Here is a 16,865-nt window from a genome sequence, read left to right on the forward strand (position 1 = left end):
GGCCTGAGAGAGACATTTGACGTAGTCTCCCCGCCCTTCTCCCACCTCCCCCACCCCTCCCCCCCCGCCGGGGTCCGAAAACCGTCCGTACCCCTCCCGCGACCTCGTGGCTCCTTTCCTAACCTTCTCTCAGGCTGCCCCGCGCCGAGCGGGCGGCCACCGGCAGACCGGCGACGAGGAGGTTTCCATGGCACCAATAACCTACGGCTACGCCCGCGTGAGCACGCGCGAGCAGAACCTTGACCGGCAGCTCCGCGCGCTGGCTGACTTTGGCGTCAGGCGGGAGAACATCTTCGCGGACCAGGCCAGCGGGCGCGACTTCGAGCGGCCCGCGTGGATCCGCCTCAGGGAGACCCTTCGGGAGGGCGACCTTCTCGTCGTCAAGTCGATCGACCGCTTCGGGCGCAGCTACGACGAGATCCTCGACCAGTGGCGCGCCGTCACCAGGGTCAGGGGCGCTGAGGTCGTCGTGCTGGACATGCCGCTGCTGGACACCCGCCAGGAGAGGGGAGGGGTGACCGGCGCGCTCATATCCGACATCGTCCTGCAGCTCCTGAGCTACGTGGCGCAGGTCGAGCGCGAGAGCATCCACCAGCGCCAGGCCGAGGGCATAGCCGCCGCCAAGGCGCGGGGCGTGAAGTTCGGCCGGCCGAGAAAGACGCGCCCCGGGAGCTACGGCGCCCTGCGCGAGAGCTACCTTGCGGGACGTATCACGAGGTCAGAGGCTGCGTCCAGGCTCATGGTCTCCGTCTCCACCTTTGACAAGTGGCTCAGGCAGGACCGGGAGACGATGTCGCGGGAGACCGCCTGACGGAACAGGCCCCGCGCCCCTCTCGCATGCGCCAGACGAGCTCGGGCGCCTGAAAAGGTACACCTTTTCAGGCCGGCGAGACGGGGCGTCAGTTAGCACGCTCATTAACAAAAATCAACGGACTCTATACAACAAATAGGGAGGGGGGTACTATAATTGGCAGCGATTTGCAGCTCCTGAAAAAGGTGTACCTTTTCAGGCTTTTCGGTGAGGGGAGGCCGGTGGCGATGGTCGCGCGGGTTGATCGTGCGAGTGAGTTGTCCCTGATCGCGGGCGGCGTCTCTCCGCTTCCCCTTGGCCGGCGTAGCCCCCGGGGTCGGCGACGTTGGTACCTCGTCCAGGTCCCTGAGGGCCGCGAGCAGACCTACTGCGACCGGGTTCGCTCGATCGTGGGCGCGCCCGCCCTGGAGGACGCCTTCGTCATCCGTCGCGAGCGCTGGATGTGCCGGCGGGGACGGTGGTGGACCGTCGAGGAGGTCGTGCACCCGGGCTACTTCTTCGCCGTGACGAGCGACGCGCGCGAGCTCGACAAGGCGCTCTCCCGTCTGAGCTTCCCGGTGAGGCTCGTGGGCGAGCAGGGCAGCGCGTGGGCGCCGCTCGCGCCGGAGGCCCAGGCCTGGTTCGAGGCCGTCACGGACTGCCGCCATGTCATCCGCAGCTCGACCGGCGTGCTCAGCGACGGCGTGCTGCGCGTGGAGTCCGGGCCGCTCGTGGGGCAGGAGTCGCGCGTGAGCGGGCTCGACCGCCACAAGCGCTGCTGCCGCGTCCGCGTCTGCGACGCTGGCGACGGCTTCGCCGAGTTCGTCCCGCTCTCGGTCCCGTCCAAGAACTGAGGGGCGCGGCATGGCGAGAAGGACCACAAACATGACCTGCGGCGCCGCGGGGGGGGGGGGTCTTCGATGCCCTCGCGTGTGCGAACGGAGAAGCGCGTGACGGGGCGTGAGGAGCGTACGGCTGTGGGCAGTAACGGCGGGGTCGTGGGACGGCTCGCCGAGGCCGCCAGCTGCGCCTCCGGCGAGCATGAGGTCCGAGCCGTCTTCAACGCTCTCAGCAACACTCCGGGTCTCGCGAAGAACACCATCGCACCCGATGTGCTGGCGAAGCTGCTGCCAGACGACGACGTGGTTGAGCTGCCAAGGATCAGGCAGGTTGCCGGAGGTCCCTTCTACCGCGCGGTCAAGCGTGCCTTCGACGTGGTGTCGTGCTCGTGTGCGCTCGTGATACTTGCGATACCTATGGGTGCCATCGCACTCAAGATAAAGAGTGAGTCCCCCGGCCCGGCCATCTACGCGCAGACGCGTGTGGGCAAGGGCGGGAGGCTATTCAAGGTATACAAGTTCCGCTCCATGTACACCGACGCCGAGGCGCGCGGTGCGCAGTGGGCGCAGGGGGAGGACCCGCGTGTGACTCCCTTCGGGCGCAAGTTGCGTAACTCCCGCCTGGACGAGATTCCTCAGTTCTGGAACGTGGTCAAGGGCGACATGTCACTCATCGGCCCCAGGCCCGAGCGCCCCGTCTTTCACGAGGCGTTCAAGGAGCGTATCCACGGCTGGGAGCAGCGGCTCGCCGTGCGCCCGGGCATAACCGGTCTCGCCCAGGTTGAGGGCGGCTACGAGCTTCTCCCCAAGGAGAAGGCGTTGCTGGACATCGAGTACATAGAGAGGCGGGGCTTCGCCCTGGACTTCTCCCTCATATGGCGGACGTTGCGCACCATGGCTACCGGGGAGGGGGCGCGATGAGCTTTCCCGATCACGGCAGGGTACTGTTCTCGGCAACGCTGGTGCGCGGCCACATCGCGAAGTTCCACATTCCTTACCTGAGGTGGTTCAAGGAGCGGGGATGGGAGACGTGGGTCGCCGCCAGGAACGACTACCCTGACGGCGTATGCGATATCCCGTACTGCGACTGCTTCGTGGACATAGACTTCGCGCGCAGCCCGTTTTCGACTCGGACTTTCACAGCGTACCGGCAGCTGCGCGACCTGTTCGCGCGCGAGCGCTTCGATATCGTGCACACCCACACACCCGTGGGCTCGGTGCTCACGCGCCTAGCAGCGCGCGATGCCCGAAGGACGGGGACGAGGGTGATATACACCGCCCACGGGTTCCATTTCTACAAGGGTGCGCCTTTGGCGAACTGGCTGCTGTGGTATCCGGTGGAACGCGCCATGTCCCGGCTAACGGACGTGCTCATAACGATTAACCATGAGGATTACGAGAGGGCGAAGAAGTTCGCGCATTGTCGCGTCGAATACGCCCCCGGTGTGGGTGTGGACCTCTCGCGGTTCGCAGCGGTCAAGTACCGCGACGCGAAGCGGAAAGAATTGGGTCTCACCCCCGGCGACTTCGCCATGCTCTCAGTCGGAGATCTCATCCCGCGCAAGAACCAGGCGGCGATTGTCCGGACGCTCCCGCTGCTGCCCGAGAACGCTCAGCTCATCGTCTGCGGCGAGGGGCCGGAGCGGGAGCGCCTGCTCGCGCTCGCCGGTGAGCTCGGCGTGGGCTGCCGGGTATCTCTCCTGGGCTTCCGCGACGACATAGCCGACATCATGGCGGCCTGCGACTGCTTGGTTTTCCCCTCGGTCCACGAGGGACTGCCCGTGTCGGTCATGGAGGCAATGGCGAGCGGGCTGCCGGTCGTCGCCAGCCCAATACGGGGCATCGACCCCGACTTGCTCTCCGACGGTGAGAGCGGCGTCCTGCTGCCCGACGACGACCCCACCTCGATTGCGTCGGCCATCTCCGGGCTCATGGGCAATCCGGCGCTTCGCGCTCGGCTCTCCGACGGCGCGGTCGCGTCGGTGCGCCGCTACGGTCTGGAGGAGGCCCTCGCCGCGACCAGCAGGATCTACGAGGGGGGGGGGTTGCTCGATGCTGACCCGCGCTGAGCTCTGTCTTGCTCCGGGCGATTTCGCCGTGCTCACGATCGGCGACCTCAACGACAACAAGAACCACCGCGTGCTCGTGGAGGCGCTGGCGAAGCTGCCGAGCAGGGTGAAGCTGCTCATAGCCGGCGATGGGCCCCTTCGCGGGGAGCTATCCGCACTCGCCACGCGCCTAGGCGTCTCCGACCGCGTGCGGCTTCTCGGGTTCCGCCGAGACGTCGCGGCACTCCTGAACGCGTGCGACCTGTTCTGTCTGCCCTCCAGGCGCGAGGGTCTGCCCGTGTCGCTTATTGAGGCGATGGCGACGGGGACGCCCGTACTCGCGTCCAATGCGCGCGGGTGTGCCGACGTACTGGACGAACTCGGAGAGAGCTGCATTGTTCCCGAAAATGACAGTGAAAGCTGGGCAGATGCAATTGGACGCCTCACAGGTAGGAGCCATGTCCCGAACCCCGAGCACTTACGAACGCGCGCCGCAAGATTCGGAGTCGACGCCGTCCTTATTGACTATGTTGCGATTTATATCGCAACGATGATTGGCCCAGATGCCCGACTTCTACACCGTTCGATACGGCTGCCAAAAGAAGGAGAAGTTTAGGAGTGAGTCAGCCTCTTGTCAGTTTTATCGTTCCCGTACACAACGGCGAGAATACCGTGGTGAGATGCCTGAATAGCATTTTCAGCCAAGACGTTGAGCTCGAGGTCATCGTTATTGACGACGGCTCAGATGACAATACGCTCGCTGTGCTCGAAAGCATCGTGGATTTCCGCCTGAAAGTACTGAAAAGGGAACAGGGAGGGGCGGCGAGCGCAAGAAACGCGGGTGTTCGTTCTGCACAAGGACGATATATTGCGTTTGTCGACTGCGATGACTGGGTTGACGACGGGGCATATCGCGATGCGGCGCATGTACTCGCCGCAGAAGAAACGGATTTGTTCCTGCTCGACTCTTCCAAAGTCTTCCCAGATGGATCCCGAGAAGATCTGGGGAACGGTTACGCCGCGGCGTTCGGAGACGAACGGCTACAGGGCTCCGACATTCGCCGTTGCGCGGCCCGATTGCGCAAGATGCCCGCCGCTCCGTGGGACAAAATCATACGTCGCGAGTTTGCACTCGCGCATCCCTTTCCCGAGGGTAGACTCGTCGAGGATCTCGATTGGTCGATGCGCATTCTTGTCGACGCACAGTCGATAAAGTATCTCCCCGTGAACGCATATTCATATCGCCAATCCACAGACAGTACTTCCGCTCAAAGGGAGGCTGGTCTCATCTCGGACTACCTCTGGTTTTTCGATGGCTGGATTGGATTCGAGGGCGATGAGGCGACGGAGGGCATGGTGCGCCGGTTTCTCACTACCCAGATGTTCGTCTTTCTCGGAATCTTTGGGCAAGCTGAACCGCGGGTGCGCAAGCAGTTTATGACAAGAGTAAAGCTCCTCTTCTCAACGGTGAGCGGGAAGGCCAGCCCCCTGCGCCGTGAAGAGAAGCTCGCTTTTGCACTTGCTCGCATACTCGGCGTCTCGGTCACGTCGAAACTCCTGGCGTCAGCGTTAGATGTACGTACGAAGTCTGAGCAAGACGGGAAATCGGTGAATTAGATGGTTTCCGAGCGCAATCGCCAGCAAAGTACAAAGAATGTCGCGTTCCTTTCGATATATGTCTTCTTGTGTCTTTTCGCCCCTCCTGTACTTCCCGATGTCAATCTAGTTCTGGTCATCGCTTTGCTCAGCGTCCCCTACCTGCTCGCAAACGCACCGAGGTCGAAAGGAATTCTCAGCTCGCGTGCCGGCCGCTCCTTTTGCGCCTGGTTCGGTGCTTTTGCTGCTTACTGGGTGATTATCATGTTGGTAAACGTGCTGCTAGGCGATAAGGTTTATACGTCCGACTACGTAACATCTGCATACTCCTTCTTCCTCGTGATGCCGACCTGCCTCGTCTGTGCAGTAACTGCGCTTGTGTATGCAGGTAAGCATGGCCTCACGAGCGGCCAGGTCGTCAAAGCGTTCATTTGCGCTGGCCTCGCGCAGGCGGTTATCGCGCTGGCGGCTTTCTTTGACCAGGGAATAAAAGACACGCTTACCGAGATAATGTTCCAGAATACCGGGACGACGCAGATGCAGGAGGGCTCTTGGATCGCAGAGCGGCGATTCTATGGCTTCGCAAACAGCATGCTCGATCTGTATGGCTTCGGAACGGGCGTGATAGCGGCGTTGCCGGCGTTCCTGGTTCTGATTGACCGCGAGGCTTCAAAGATGTGGCTGTTCGCCGTTCCTTTCCTGCTGGTCGTACCGGCCCTGAACGCGCGCACCGGGCTGGTGCTGTTCGTCGTCGCAATCATGATCGCTTCGTTGTATGCCGGTAAGTCAAGTGGGCTTTCCATCATTTCGACCATGCTGACCGCGTTGATAATCGCTTTGGTGGCTGCCGTAATCATTGGCGTGATTGCGACGGTAAGACCGGAGATTATCGACTGGCTTCTCGGGGACATCCTCGGCACAACCCAGCACAACACCCTCTCCATTCTGTTCGGGGAGGGCTTCTGGAACCTTCCCGAACCTTTGATGGTCATAACCGGAACCGGGCACACCGTATACGGTGTGCCCGGGTTCTCCCACTCCGACGTTGGCTACGTAAACGAGCTGTGGAGAACGGGGGTTATAGGGCTCGTTCTCCTCTTCGGCGCTTTCGCAAGACCGACAATGATTGCCCTAAAAGGAGCGGTCGTTCCGGGAGCAATGCGCTATCTCGTCGTGGCGACCGCACTGTGCCTGGCCGTGGTTGCAGTGAAATGCATGCCGATAACCCACAGCGGCGGAATGATTCTCCTGCTCTCGCTGGTTTTGCTTTGCGGAGTGGCCGCGGAACAGCCGAAGGGCGGTGAAAACGGTAATGAGCACAGGACTCGTAAGCGTAGTCATTCCCGTCTATAACATCTCAGAACACCTCGGAAGGTGCCTGGAAAGCCTCGCTTCGCAGACGTACGAGGAGATTGAGGTGCTGCTTATCGATGACGGATCAACTGACGAATCGCCGAAGATATGCCTTGATTATGCCGAGAGGTTCGATAACTTCAGGTACTTCAGAAAAGAAAACGGCGGCTTGTCGGATGCCAGGAACTTCGGCATCGAGAAGGCGCGTGGTGAATTCGTGTCCCTCGTTGACGGAGACGATTACGTTGCGAGCGATTTTATCGAGCTGCTGGTAAAGGCTATCGACAGCGATGGAGTGGACATATCAGTGTGCTCCTATCAAACAGTATGCGGAGGGCAGTGCTTTCCGTATCGCATTGAGAGCGAGACCATTTCAGGCGTAGACGCGATGAAGAGGCTGATCGCACAGCAAAGGTTGGTCGATGTTGTGGCGTGGAACAAGCTCTACCGGAAGACCTTGTTCGACGACGTACGCTATCCAGTCGGAAAGCTTCACGAAGACGTCTTCACCACATACAGGCTGTTTGCTGATTCCCAGCTCGTGAGGTATATCGACAGCCCCGCATATAGGTACGTTCAGCGTGGGGGAAGCATCATGGCCAGCATGTCGCGGAAGAGGCTCGAGGTGCTGGATGCCGAGAATGGGATGCGGGCTCTTTGCGATAGCCGAGGCATACAAGCAGGGATGGAGCTAGAGGCGTTTGGTCTCTCGACGAGGATCTCCCTTATGGCGCGAATCGCCAAGTCGGGAAAGCTCAACGAGCTGCGCGAGGAATACAGACAGCTGCGACGCTCCCTCAGTTTACGCAGATGCTTGGCGAATCCCTTCGTCAGCAGCAAGCAGACCTTGGTTTGCCTTGTGTGCAAGTCGATTCCGCAGGCCATCACGCTTTTAGCGCGCTATCGGAGTTTTCTATTCCGTTAGCCCGAACTGCAGGCATTTTTGAGATACCAGAGGGAGTGAGTCGAAGGCTTATGAGCGTTAGGAATCCCATCAAGCGAGTCGCAAGGCGATGCTATTACGCCCTGCGCTTTGCTCCGTCTGTAGCGCAGTTTCTCGCGACATCCCGTACCCGCTCACATCTGCTCTTGGACACGCCCGAGCATGGCAACATTGGCGATCAGGCCATCGCGCTTGCTGAGCAGCAACTTCTCGACGAATGGTTCGGGCCGGATTCCTACTTCGAGGTGACAGCCAACCAAGTAGAGGGCTTCGAGAAGACCTTGGCGAAGTTGTCTCCCATGAACCAGGTCATTTTGGTTCATGGGGGCGGGTTCCTGGGGTCGCTGTGGCCAAATGAGGAATACCGCTTCCGCCGTATCCTCGAAGCGTTTAGAGGCCACAGGGTCGTCGTATTCCCCCAGACCGTCACTTTCGACCGCTCCACCCCCGAGGGCGAGGAGTTCTTCCAAGAGTCCGTCACCTCATGGTGCTCCCACCCCGATCTGACCATATGCTGTCGCGAGCGGCTGAGCGAGCGATTCGTCTCCGAAAACTTCCCCGGCGTCCGAGCCCTCCTCACGCCGGACGTGGTGCTCGGGCTCGAAACACCCTCAGAGCACGTCGAGCGACATGGTGTTCTGTTCTGCATGCGTGCTGACCGCGAACGCGTCCTAGATGATGTGACCGTCAAGAGCTTGAGCGCCGCAGTAAAAGCGGCGCTTCCGGGAGAGCCGATCGCCTACACCGACACCGCTGTCGACCATCGTGTGCCGCCGAAGCGGCGAGAACGGGAGGTCTTCGCCAAGCTTGCCGAGTTCTCGTCAGCGCGCTTGATGGTTACCGACCGTTTGCACGGCATGGTGTTCGCAGCGATCACGGGCACACCCTGTGTCGCGCTCAACAACAGCAACGGCAAGGTTGGTAGGGTCTACGAATGGATTGCTGAACTTTCCTATGTGAGGTTTTTCCAGAACGTGGACGAGGCCGTCGAAGCGATACGGGACAGCGTTCCTAAACCGGGGGTATTCCCGTTACATAAGCACCGAGGGAAGCTCGGTGACATCCGGAGCCTTATTGCTGAAGCGGCGAGAGGTTCTGTGTAAGGAGGTAATTAGGACGTGGGGTATAGCAACATGACGTGCAATATAATTGAGATAGCGATGCCCAGTGTTGAGGGAAAAGCCATTAGATACCATTACGAGGTCTGTGGTCCTTGGGCGGAATCCTTCGATTTGAGTCAGTCATTCGAAGTTCAGTACGACGTCGACGTCAGTGGCGTTCCCGCCGGCGTTGCCGTTATTCCATTGCTAGCCAATGTCCTTCCTATGGCCTGGGTCTACGACGCGGTGATTGAAGCGCCCATCTGCGATGCGGACTTCCTCGCCTGTCTGCCTGAGGTTAAGCGTGGATACGAGGACATGTATCCCATGATGCGCTTCGGTGGCGAGCTTAGGGTGGGTGCCGTAGAAGAGAACCGGCAATCTGCAGGGGGTGCCGTCTGCTTCTTCTCCGGTGGCGTTGACGCCTTCAACACGCTCATCCAACACATTAATGAACATCCTACATTGCTCACGATGCGCGGTGCGGATGTCAAGCTCGGCGACATTGAGGGTTGGGCGCGCGTGCGCGCACATGGAAAGACCGTAGCGCAGAATTTCGGAGTCGAGTTTCACGAGGTGGCTTCCACTTTCAGAACGTTCCTTCGTGAGGATGTCCTCACGCGACGGGTCATCGAGTCCGGTGATGGTTGGTGGCACGGATTTCAGCACGGAATAGGCATCCTGGGTCATGCTGCCCCACTTGCTTGGGCACTCGGAAGAAGTACCGTTTATATCGCGTCATCGAACACAGCAGAAACGCGCACAGGAGTGACCTGTGCTTCGGATCCGACAATTGACAACCACGTGCGATACTGTGGCATTCGGGTTCATCACGACGGGTTCGAGTTCAGCAGGCAAGACAAAGTGCGGAACATCGTTCAGTATTCGCAAAGTTCACAAATCCCAATTAGTCTACGTGTCTGCTGGGAGTCGGATGGGGGGTCAAACTGCTGCGCTTGCGAGAAGTGCGCCAGAACGATTCTCGAGATCATGGCGGAAGGCGGCGACGCGCGCCGGTTCGGCTTCGACTTCGATGGTCGCAAATTCGACAGGCTCATGCATAGGCTCCACTACGTTACGCCGATTCACTACCCGTTTTATTACAGCGACGCAGCACGAGCTTCAGAAGCCAATGGCGTTGAATTGCCGAAAAGCGCTCACTGGATACTCTCAAATAACCTCGGACGTATAGCGAATAACCCCGTGAAGCGAATCACGAATCTCGGATACCGTACGTTACGCAAGCTTCGCTCGCTTGTCCGCTAGTGATTTTGGAGTACTTAACGTGAACAGAACTCTTGTCAACATTGCCTGCAGTGTTCTTGTGCTTGCCGTAAACGTCGTGATCAATCTCGCTCTCTCCCCGATTATCGTGGCGACGCTCGGAGCGGAGGCGAATGGGTTCGTCACGCTTGCCAACAACTGCGTTACCTACGCCCAACTGCTCGTTACGGCAATCAGCAGCATGGCGGCACGCTTCATCACTATCGAGCACACGCGCGGCAACTATGACAGGGCGAACCTCTACTACAACTCTATCTTTTGGGGTAATCTGGTATTAGCCGTGATACTCATGGTGCCCGCCTCCTTTTGTATCATTTACCTTGAGCTCGTCTTCGACGTCCCCCCTGACATCCTTTGGGACGTTAAACTGCTGTTCGCGTTCGTGTTTGCGAACTTCCTTGCGACCACAGCGCTTCCAAAGTACGACTGCGGTCCCTATGCCGTAAACCGCCTCGACCGCTCCTACATCGCGCAGGCAGCTGGCCAGATAACGCGCTGTATCGTGGTGTTTTCACTGTTTGCGTTTCTTGCACCGCACGTATGGTATGTGGGCTTAGCTGCTTCGATCATGACCGCTATCACGCTCATCGCGAACGCCTACAACACGCATGCCCTCACTCCTGAGCTCCGTATAAGAATTCGCAAAGGAAAGCGACGCTTCTCCTTTGCGGCGCTCAAGGAGCTTTTTTTCTCCGGAATCTGGAACTCCGTTAGTAGCATTGGGAATATGCTTTCGTTCGGCTTGAGCGCCCTCATTTCAAACGTGATGCTCGGCGCCACGGCGATGGGAGTAATGTCACTGTCTCAGACGCTTCCCACGCTAATGCAGCAGCTATCGGGGTCAGTCTGCAACGCGCTTGCCCCTGAGCTTACTATTGACTGGGCCAGGGGCGATAAAGAAAGGCTTCTCAAAAACGTTGAAAGGGCGATGACCCTTACCTCGTGCATCATGACGGTTCCGCTCGCGGGAATCATGGTCTTCGGAGATCGCTTCTACGAGTTATGGGTGCCTTCGCAGGATGCGCAGCTGCTCTGGGCGCTTTCCGTACTTGGCCTGTTTGGCTATGCGTTCACAAGCGGCGTACAGATTCTCTATAACGTATTCACGACGGTTAACAAGGTATGGTCGAATGCAATGGCGGTTTTGATCGGTGGCGTCGTCTCCGTTGTAGCGACGCTGACGCTTCTGAATTCAACGCCGTTTGGCTTGTATGTGGTTGCGGGCGTACCAAGTCTGGTCGCCCTAATCCGCAACATGTCGTTCATGCTTCCTGCAACGGCTCGTTACTTGGGCCTTAAGTGGTACCGCTTCTATCCTCAAGTGTTGAAGTCGATGGCTACAGTCGCAGCGCTCCTAGTCTTGGGCTTCGCGGTCAAGCTTGCGATCCCCGGGGGCACGTGGCCCCTTCTGATAGCGGCAGCGGCGCTCTTCGCACTGGCGGGATTTGGATTCAATGCATTGTTTCTTCTAAACCGTGAAGAAAGAGGGCAGCTGGTGAGCAAGGTAAAAACGGCGGCTGCTAGGATCAGCGGACGAAAAGGGTGATTCGGTGCCGGCTACAATAAAGGTCACTTTCGTTGGTGACGTGATGTGCAAAGGGGAGATGTTTCCCGCCTACGGCTCTAAGGACGGCGGGTTCGACTTCAGCCCGCTGTTCGTCCGCGTGAAGTCCTATCTCAGGGAATCCGATCTCGTGGTAGCAAACCTGGAGACGCCGATATCCGGAGGTGAGGGCAGCCTCACGTCCGAGCGCTACAGCTTTTGCTCGCCGCATGCATTCGCTGAGGCGGTACGAGACTGCGGCATCACCGCAGTCTCAACCGCCAACAATCATTGTCTTGATCGAGGGATCGACGGAATCGTTTCCACGGTTGAATCGCTTGACAAGGCGGGCGTCCTGCATACCGGCGTATTCGCCGACCTATCGCGCAGGACGCCGCTTATCGTGACGGTTGGTGGGATGCGTATTGGCCTCATGTCGTATACGTATGGCACCAACGCGTTCTTGAACAACTGTTATCTCCCCAAGTCCGAGTCTTGGCGGGTGAACCTCTTCCAGGAGCAGGAGCTGAGCCACCCGTTTACGAGGTTTCGCTACAAGCGCGGCGGTCTCCTTCCCTTGAAGGTGCTTAACAAAGTCATCTCTTTATTTTCGGAGAATTCCCGCTGTCCGGTGTACGAAAGAAGCGAGCGCTCGCGTGAGAGGATGGCCATGCTCTCAGCAGATATTGAGCGCATGCGTGTCGAGAGCCCCGACCTCGTGGTCATGTGCATGCATGCGGGAGGGCAGTATAACCCGGAGGCGACAGCAGACACGAAGGCGCTTGCTACCTGGCTGCTTGAGAATGGCGTCGATATTGTGGCGGGCACGCATGAACATGTTGTTCACGGGGGCGACTTCAACCGGCAAGACGGGCGCGTTGCGGCTTACTGCCTTGGCAACTTCGACGGTATCGATGGCGTGTACGATGCTCCTTTCGACAAGCTAGCTGAGTACTCCATCGCTTGGAACCTCTATCTCGACCCGACGCAGATTGGTCCAGAAGCGATTAGCAAGATGAGCTTTTCAGTCCTTAAATCGATCCCCCTCAAGGGGACCGAATGCGGAATCCAGGTTGTTCCCGTGGCTGATCTCTATACATATGAGCGGGATTCAGTAGCCAGAGACAGGCTGCTTGAAGATGTGAAAACTGTTGCCAGGCGTTTCTGCGGCCGCGATGTGGTAAATGGGGCAATCGAGAAAGAATATTTAATATGAGACACAGGTTAGTCATGGGCGAGAACGTTTGCTTTCAGACCCATTAACATTCCCGTACCACTTTGCCCGGTACTCGGTGGGTTCCATCAGTCCCGACATCACCTCCGTCATGTTTTGCTGTTTCTCGACAACGGTATCCGTGATGATAGAGTCATCGAAGCTCACCCTCATGTGGCCCTCGTCGGGTAACGCCGCACCAAGCGACTGCGAGGTAGCCATAGTCGCCCGGCAGATGCCCACCACGGCCTTCTCCAGCACGTGCTCGTGCCTTAGTAACGCACAATTTCTTGCGCACTTTGACAGCGGAATGGCGTCCAGATAGGAAGGAGGGCACGGCCCGACCCGGTATGATTTCTGATTGTCGAGAAAAGAAACATGCTTGAGGAAGACCATGCCCGAGCCCATCGTAACATTGAATGAGGAGTCCCTGAAGACCGACTTGCGGGAGCTCGTCAGGAGGACCGTGGAGGAGCTGCTCAACGGACTGCTGGACGAGGAGGCCGGCAACCTCATCGGCGCCGAGAGCTACGAGAGGACGGCCGATAGGGAGGCGTACCGCGCGGGGCACTACGAGCGCAAGCTCACCACCACGTCCGGCGAGGTCACGATACGCATGCCCAAGTCCAAGGGAATGCAGTTTACCACGGCCGTCATCGAGCGGTACCGCAGGAGCGAGGCCTCGGTCGAGGAGGCGATGATCGAGATGTACCTGGCGGGCGTCTCGACGCGCAGGATCGAGGATGTGAGCGAGATTCTCTGGGGCTCCAGCGTGTCCGCGAGCACCGTCTCCAACCTCAGCGAAAAGGCCTTCGCCTCCATCGAGGAGTGGCGCAGCTGCTCGCTCGAGCGCACCTACCGGAATATACCTGAAGCGCAGTTGGGGAGGCTCCTATGAGAACGTGACGGTCATGGTCGCCATCGGGGTCAACGACGACGGCTACCGCGAGGTCATAGGGGCCGCCGAGGGTTTCACGGAGTCCGCCGAGCGCTGGCGAGAGTTCCTCTCGTGGCTCAAGTCGCGCGACCCGCGCGGGGTTAGGATGTTCACCGGCGACAAGGCCGCCGGCATGGGCTCGATCGCGGAGGCCTTCCCCGAGACCGCATACCAGAGGTGTACCGTCCACTTCTATCGCAACGTTCTCGCCAAGGTCCCCAAGTCCAAGCGCACGAGGGTCGCCGCCATGCCCGAGGCAGTCCACGCTATGGAGTCCCGCGAGGCGTCTGAGGCCAAGGCCCTGACCGTGGCCGGGGAGCTGGAGTCGATGAGGCTCGGGGAGGCCGCGAAAGTGGTCCGCGAGGGCTACGTCGAGACCCTGACCCACACGCGTCTCCCGGCCGCCCACTGGCGCAGGATCCGCACCAACAACGCGACCGAGCGCCTCAACCGCGAGATCCGCCGCCGCACCCGAGCGGTCGGCGCCTTCCCGGACGGGAAATCAGCCCTCATGCTCGTGACCGCGAGGCTCAAGTACGTTGCGGAGAGCGAGTGGGGGTCGAGGCGCTACCTGGACGTGACGCTGTTGGACGAGAGGCCATATCGGGAGGCGGGCCTATAGGGCTGTCGGAAAGTGCGCAAGAATCTTGACGGTACCGATTCCTGCTTGGTGCAAATTAGCCTAGCATCCATATCCCAAAAGCTCCTATGCATCAAGTCGAGCCCTTGGTTTTCCTTGGCATGGAGGCAAGCTTTACTTGCTAGTCCGTGTGATATTCCTGGGACACGGGGATTTGTTGGGCGCTGTTGAATTCAAACTCGAGACAATCGTCTAGGTAGATTGAGGAGAGCCCCCTGGGCCGGCCCAGCGCCTTCTCGATACTCGGCATGGTTTCGACTAGGTCGATGTCGCGGCTTTCCCATAAGTCGATTTGCCGGGCAAGCTGGCTCTGACCTTCTTTGAGAACGAGGAGCGGACGCTCTTAAGAGAATACTCCCGAGATTGCCCGGAACACGCCGCAGCAAACGGCTCGAGACTGTCGTCGTCTGCCATGCGGTTGATTCGGGTCCGGCTGACACCGGGCTCAATCACCTGGGCGGAAGTGACGACCTCGCCGTTTCGATGGTGTTGAGTACATGCAACTAGGTGGCGATTCGGCGTGTGCGGCTGGGTGACAACGTGCCTCCACAACCACCCTTCGGCCTCTTGATTAACGTGCAGAATCGGACATGTGCGTTAAATTCACCTGCGGATATAGAAAACTGTGCTTGTTTCCGCGCGTTGTTTGGCTCAGCGGGCCCGGCTGGTCCGGCGGACACGGCGCCCACGCGCCCGCACGCCCGCGTGAGCGACGGGGCCGCGGTCGCCGAGAGGCGGCATCCGGCCGCACGTTGACTGCGCCGTCCGGGTGCGGCCTCCTGACGGTTCTGACCCGGAAAACGTCAGCTTGCCGCAGGCCAAACGTTGAGGTGCGGCCTCCTGACGGTTTTGCCTCGGAAAACGTCAGGAGGCCGCACCTCAATCGGAGGCGTCTGCGGGAGACGGCGGTCCGCCCCGCGAGACCCTACAGCTCGAGCTCCATCAGGCGCGCGATCGCCACGATGTAGATCTTGAGCGCGCGGCGCAGGCCCTCCTCCGAGGCGCCCTCGTCGGGGCCGTGCTCGGAGCCCACCCAGGCGGGCGTCTCGTCGGCCGGGTCGTGCGGGCCGAAGGCGCAGGCGTTGGCAAAGTGGCGCGCGTAGGTGCCGCCGCCGATGGTGAAGGCCTCGCCGGGGCGCCCGGTGTACTCGGCGTAGGTGTCCAGGAGCGCGCGGATCTCGGGGCTGTCGGGGTCGATGTAGAAGGGCTTCTCGCCGCGGGTCTGCTCGAAGGAGCAGCCGTGCGCGGCCGCGAGCTCCGCGAGGCGCGCGGTGATGGCCTCGGCCGAGGTGGTGGTGGGGAAGCGGGAGTCCACGGTCTGGACGAGCCGGCCGCCCTCGGTGCGTACGGTGCCGGCCACGAGCGTGAGGTCGCCGAACTTGTCGTCGGTGGCGGCCGCGCCGGCGGCGCGGCCGTGGGCGTCCTCGGTCAGCGTGACGAGAAGCTCCAGGAAGCCGCGGGCGCCCTCGTCGACGAGGCCGGCGCCCAGCAGGTAGCGCGCGAGCACGCCGATGGCGTTGACGGTGCCGTCGGGCTGCGAGGCGTGCCCGCCGATGCCGGTGGCCGTGACGCGGGCCAGGCCGTCGCCGGCGTCCTCGACGGCGATGCGCTCGGCCGCGGGCAGCGCGGCGGCGTCGGCGCGCACGAGGGCCGTGGCCTGGCCGGGGATGGCGTTGGAGACCGTGCCGCCGTCGAGCGCAACGAGCTTCTCGCCCGGGAGCGCCGGCGAGGTGAAGGTTCCGCCGTAGAGGCCCTTCTCGCCGCAGATGAGCGGGAAGTCGGCGTCCGGCGAGAAGCAGAAGAGCGGCTCGGGGTAGCGCTCGAGGTAGTACGGCACGTCGCCCATGCCGGTCTCCTCGTTGTTGCCGATGATGCAGCGCAGCGTGTAGCGCGGCGCGTGCCCGGCGGCGGCGCGGCGCGCGAAGAAGTGCGCGGCGTAGAGCGACAGCACGAACGGGCCCTTGTCGTCGGCAACGCCGCGGCCGATGAGGTAGCCGTCTTTGCGCGTGACCTCGAGCGGCGGGAACGTCCAGCCCAGGCCCGTGGGCACGATGTCGGTGTGGGCGATCGTGGCCACGTAGCGCTCGGGCCCGGAGGCGCCGGGGACGTCGGCGAAGCCAAGGTAGCCGTTGAGGTCGGTGACCTCGAGGCCCAGGCGGTCGGCCATCTGCTCGGCCTCGACCAGGGCGGCGTTGGAGGCCGGGCCCCAGGGCATGCCGGGCCGCGCGGCCGAGAGGTCCTCCACGGAGTCGTGGCGCACGAGGCGCGCGATGTCGGCGACGACGTCCTCCCACACCTCGTCGACGAAGACGTCGACGTCTGCCTTGAGCTGCTCCTCCATCATGCGTCCTCCTCGGGGGATCGGGTGCGTTGCGCCGTCCATCTTAGCGCGCCGCCGCGCCGGGCGGGCACGCGCGGGCGCGCGGCGATGTTCCTGGCTATCCGAGCGCTCTGCGGCCTCAAGTGTTCGGATAGCCAGGCGTAGGCGAGAAGCGGGGGTGCGGACATATTCTTGGACACTACGCGGCGAGCCCCAGGTCCCTCCGGTACTGGTCGGGGCTCCTCCAGCCGAGCGAGCG

The 16,865-nt window shown here is 60.9% G+C and carries 14 protein-coding genes and 1 pseudogene; 12 read left to right on the forward strand and 3 right to left on the reverse strand.

What is annotated here, in order from left to right:
- The first annotated feature begins 187 nt into the window (after window positions 1–187).
- From ACWTSU_RS03200 to ACWTSU_RS03240, 9 genes are all read left to right on the forward strand, one after another.
- Window positions 188–811, forward strand: coding sequence for a recombinase family protein (locus ACWTSU_RS03200; RefSeq protein WP_455138435.1), 624 nt, complete (start codon window positions 188–190; stop codon window positions 809–811).
- Window positions 812–1,200: 389 nt separating this feature from the next.
- Window positions 1,201–1,644, forward strand: a complete 444-nt coding sequence (locus ACWTSU_RS03205; RefSeq protein WP_455138436.1) for a hypothetical protein — start codon at window positions 1,201–1,203, stop codon at window positions 1,642–1,644.
- Window positions 1,645–1,740: 96 nt separating this feature from the next.
- Entirely contained in the window at window positions 1,741–2,550 is an 810-nt protein-coding gene (locus ACWTSU_RS03210) for a sugar transferase (protein ID WP_455138437.1), read from the forward strand.
- The gene (locus ACWTSU_RS03215) at window positions 2,547–3,698 is read left to right on the forward strand and encodes a glycosyltransferase family 4 protein (RefSeq protein WP_455138438.1); all 1,152 of its coding nucleotides are present in this window, start codon (window positions 2,547–2,549) and stop codon (window positions 3,696–3,698) included. Before ACWTSU_RS03210 ends, ACWTSU_RS03215 begins: the two co-directional genes overlap by 4 nt.
- Window positions 3,682–4,293 carry a glycosyltransferase gene (locus ACWTSU_RS03220; RefSeq protein WP_455138439.1) on the forward strand — a complete coding sequence of 204 codons (612 nt, stop codon included), beginning with the start codon at window positions 3,682–3,684 and terminating at the stop codon, window positions 4,291–4,293. The genes ACWTSU_RS03215 and ACWTSU_RS03220 overlap by 17 nt, the downstream gene beginning before the upstream one ends.
- 2 nt (window positions 4,294–4,295) lie before the next feature.
- Window positions 4,296–5,294: a glycosyltransferase family 2 protein gene (locus ACWTSU_RS03225; RefSeq protein ID WP_455138440.1), complete on the forward strand. Its 999-nt coding sequence runs from the start codon at window positions 4,296–4,298 to the stop codon at window positions 5,292–5,294.
- On the forward strand, window positions 5,295–6,626 hold the full coding sequence (locus ACWTSU_RS03230) for a hypothetical protein (protein ID WP_455138441.1): 1,332 nt from the start codon (window positions 5,295–5,297) through the stop codon (window positions 6,624–6,626). It abuts the gene before it with no gap.
- Complete coding sequence (locus ACWTSU_RS03235) at window positions 6,586–7,551, forward strand: glycosyltransferase family 2 protein (protein ID WP_455138442.1); 966 nt, start codon at window positions 6,586–6,588, stop codon at window positions 7,549–7,551. Before ACWTSU_RS03230 ends, ACWTSU_RS03235 begins: the two co-directional genes overlap by 41 nt.
- A gap of 164 nt (window positions 7,552–7,715) precedes the next feature.
- Window positions 7,716–8,672: a polysaccharide pyruvyl transferase family protein gene (locus ACWTSU_RS03240; protein ID WP_455138443.1), complete on the forward strand. Its 957-nt coding sequence runs from the start codon at window positions 7,716–7,718 to the stop codon at window positions 8,670–8,672.
- 204 nt (window positions 8,673–8,876) lie between these two features.
- Here ACWTSU_RS03240 and ACWTSU_RS03245 read toward each other — a convergent pair whose 3' ends face one another.
- A complete protein-coding gene (locus ACWTSU_RS03245) occupies window positions 8,877–9,359 on the reverse strand; it encodes a hypothetical protein (protein WP_455138444.1) in 483 nt (160 codons plus the stop codon).
- Window positions 9,360–9,954: 595 nt separating this feature from the next.
- On the opposite strand from ACWTSU_RS03245, the gene ACWTSU_RS03250 reads away from it, so the two are divergent.
- Both ACWTSU_RS03250 and ACWTSU_RS03255 read left to right on the forward strand, forming a co-directional pair.
- Window positions 9,955–11,499: a lipopolysaccharide biosynthesis protein gene (locus ACWTSU_RS03250; protein ID WP_455138445.1), complete on the forward strand. Its 1,545-nt coding sequence runs from the start codon at window positions 9,955–9,957 to the stop codon at window positions 11,497–11,499.
- Between the two features lie 4 nt (window positions 11,500–11,503).
- Complete coding sequence (locus ACWTSU_RS03255; protein ID WP_455138446.1) at window positions 11,504–12,712, forward strand: CapA family protein; 1,209 nt, start codon at window positions 11,504–11,506, stop codon at window positions 12,710–12,712.
- A gap of 12 nt (window positions 12,713–12,724) precedes the next feature.
- Here ACWTSU_RS03255 and ACWTSU_RS03260 read toward each other — a convergent pair whose 3' ends face one another.
- The gene (locus tag ACWTSU_RS03260; RefSeq protein ID WP_455138447.1) at window positions 12,725–13,105 is read right to left on the reverse strand and encodes a hypothetical protein; all 381 of its coding nucleotides are present in this window, start codon (window positions 13,103–13,105) and stop codon (window positions 12,725–12,727) included.
- On the opposite strand from ACWTSU_RS03260, the pseudogene ACWTSU_RS03265 reads away from it, so the two are divergent.
- Window positions 13,104–14,268: pseudogene (locus ACWTSU_RS03265) on the forward strand (IS256 family transposase). The gene ACWTSU_RS03260 and the pseudogene ACWTSU_RS03265 overlap by 2 nt on opposite strands.
- Window positions 14,269–15,211: 943 nt before the next feature.
- On the opposite strand, the gene ACWTSU_RS03270 reads toward ACWTSU_RS03265, so the two are convergent.
- Window positions 15,212–16,630, reverse strand: a complete 1,419-nt coding sequence (locus tag ACWTSU_RS03270; protein ID WP_455138448.1) for a Sapep family Mn(2+)-dependent dipeptidase — start codon at window positions 16,628–16,630, stop codon at window positions 15,212–15,214.
- Between the last annotated feature and the right edge of the window lie 235 nt (window positions 16,631–16,865).

The sequence above is a fragment of the Thermophilibacter sp. genome (genome assembly GCF_966187215.1).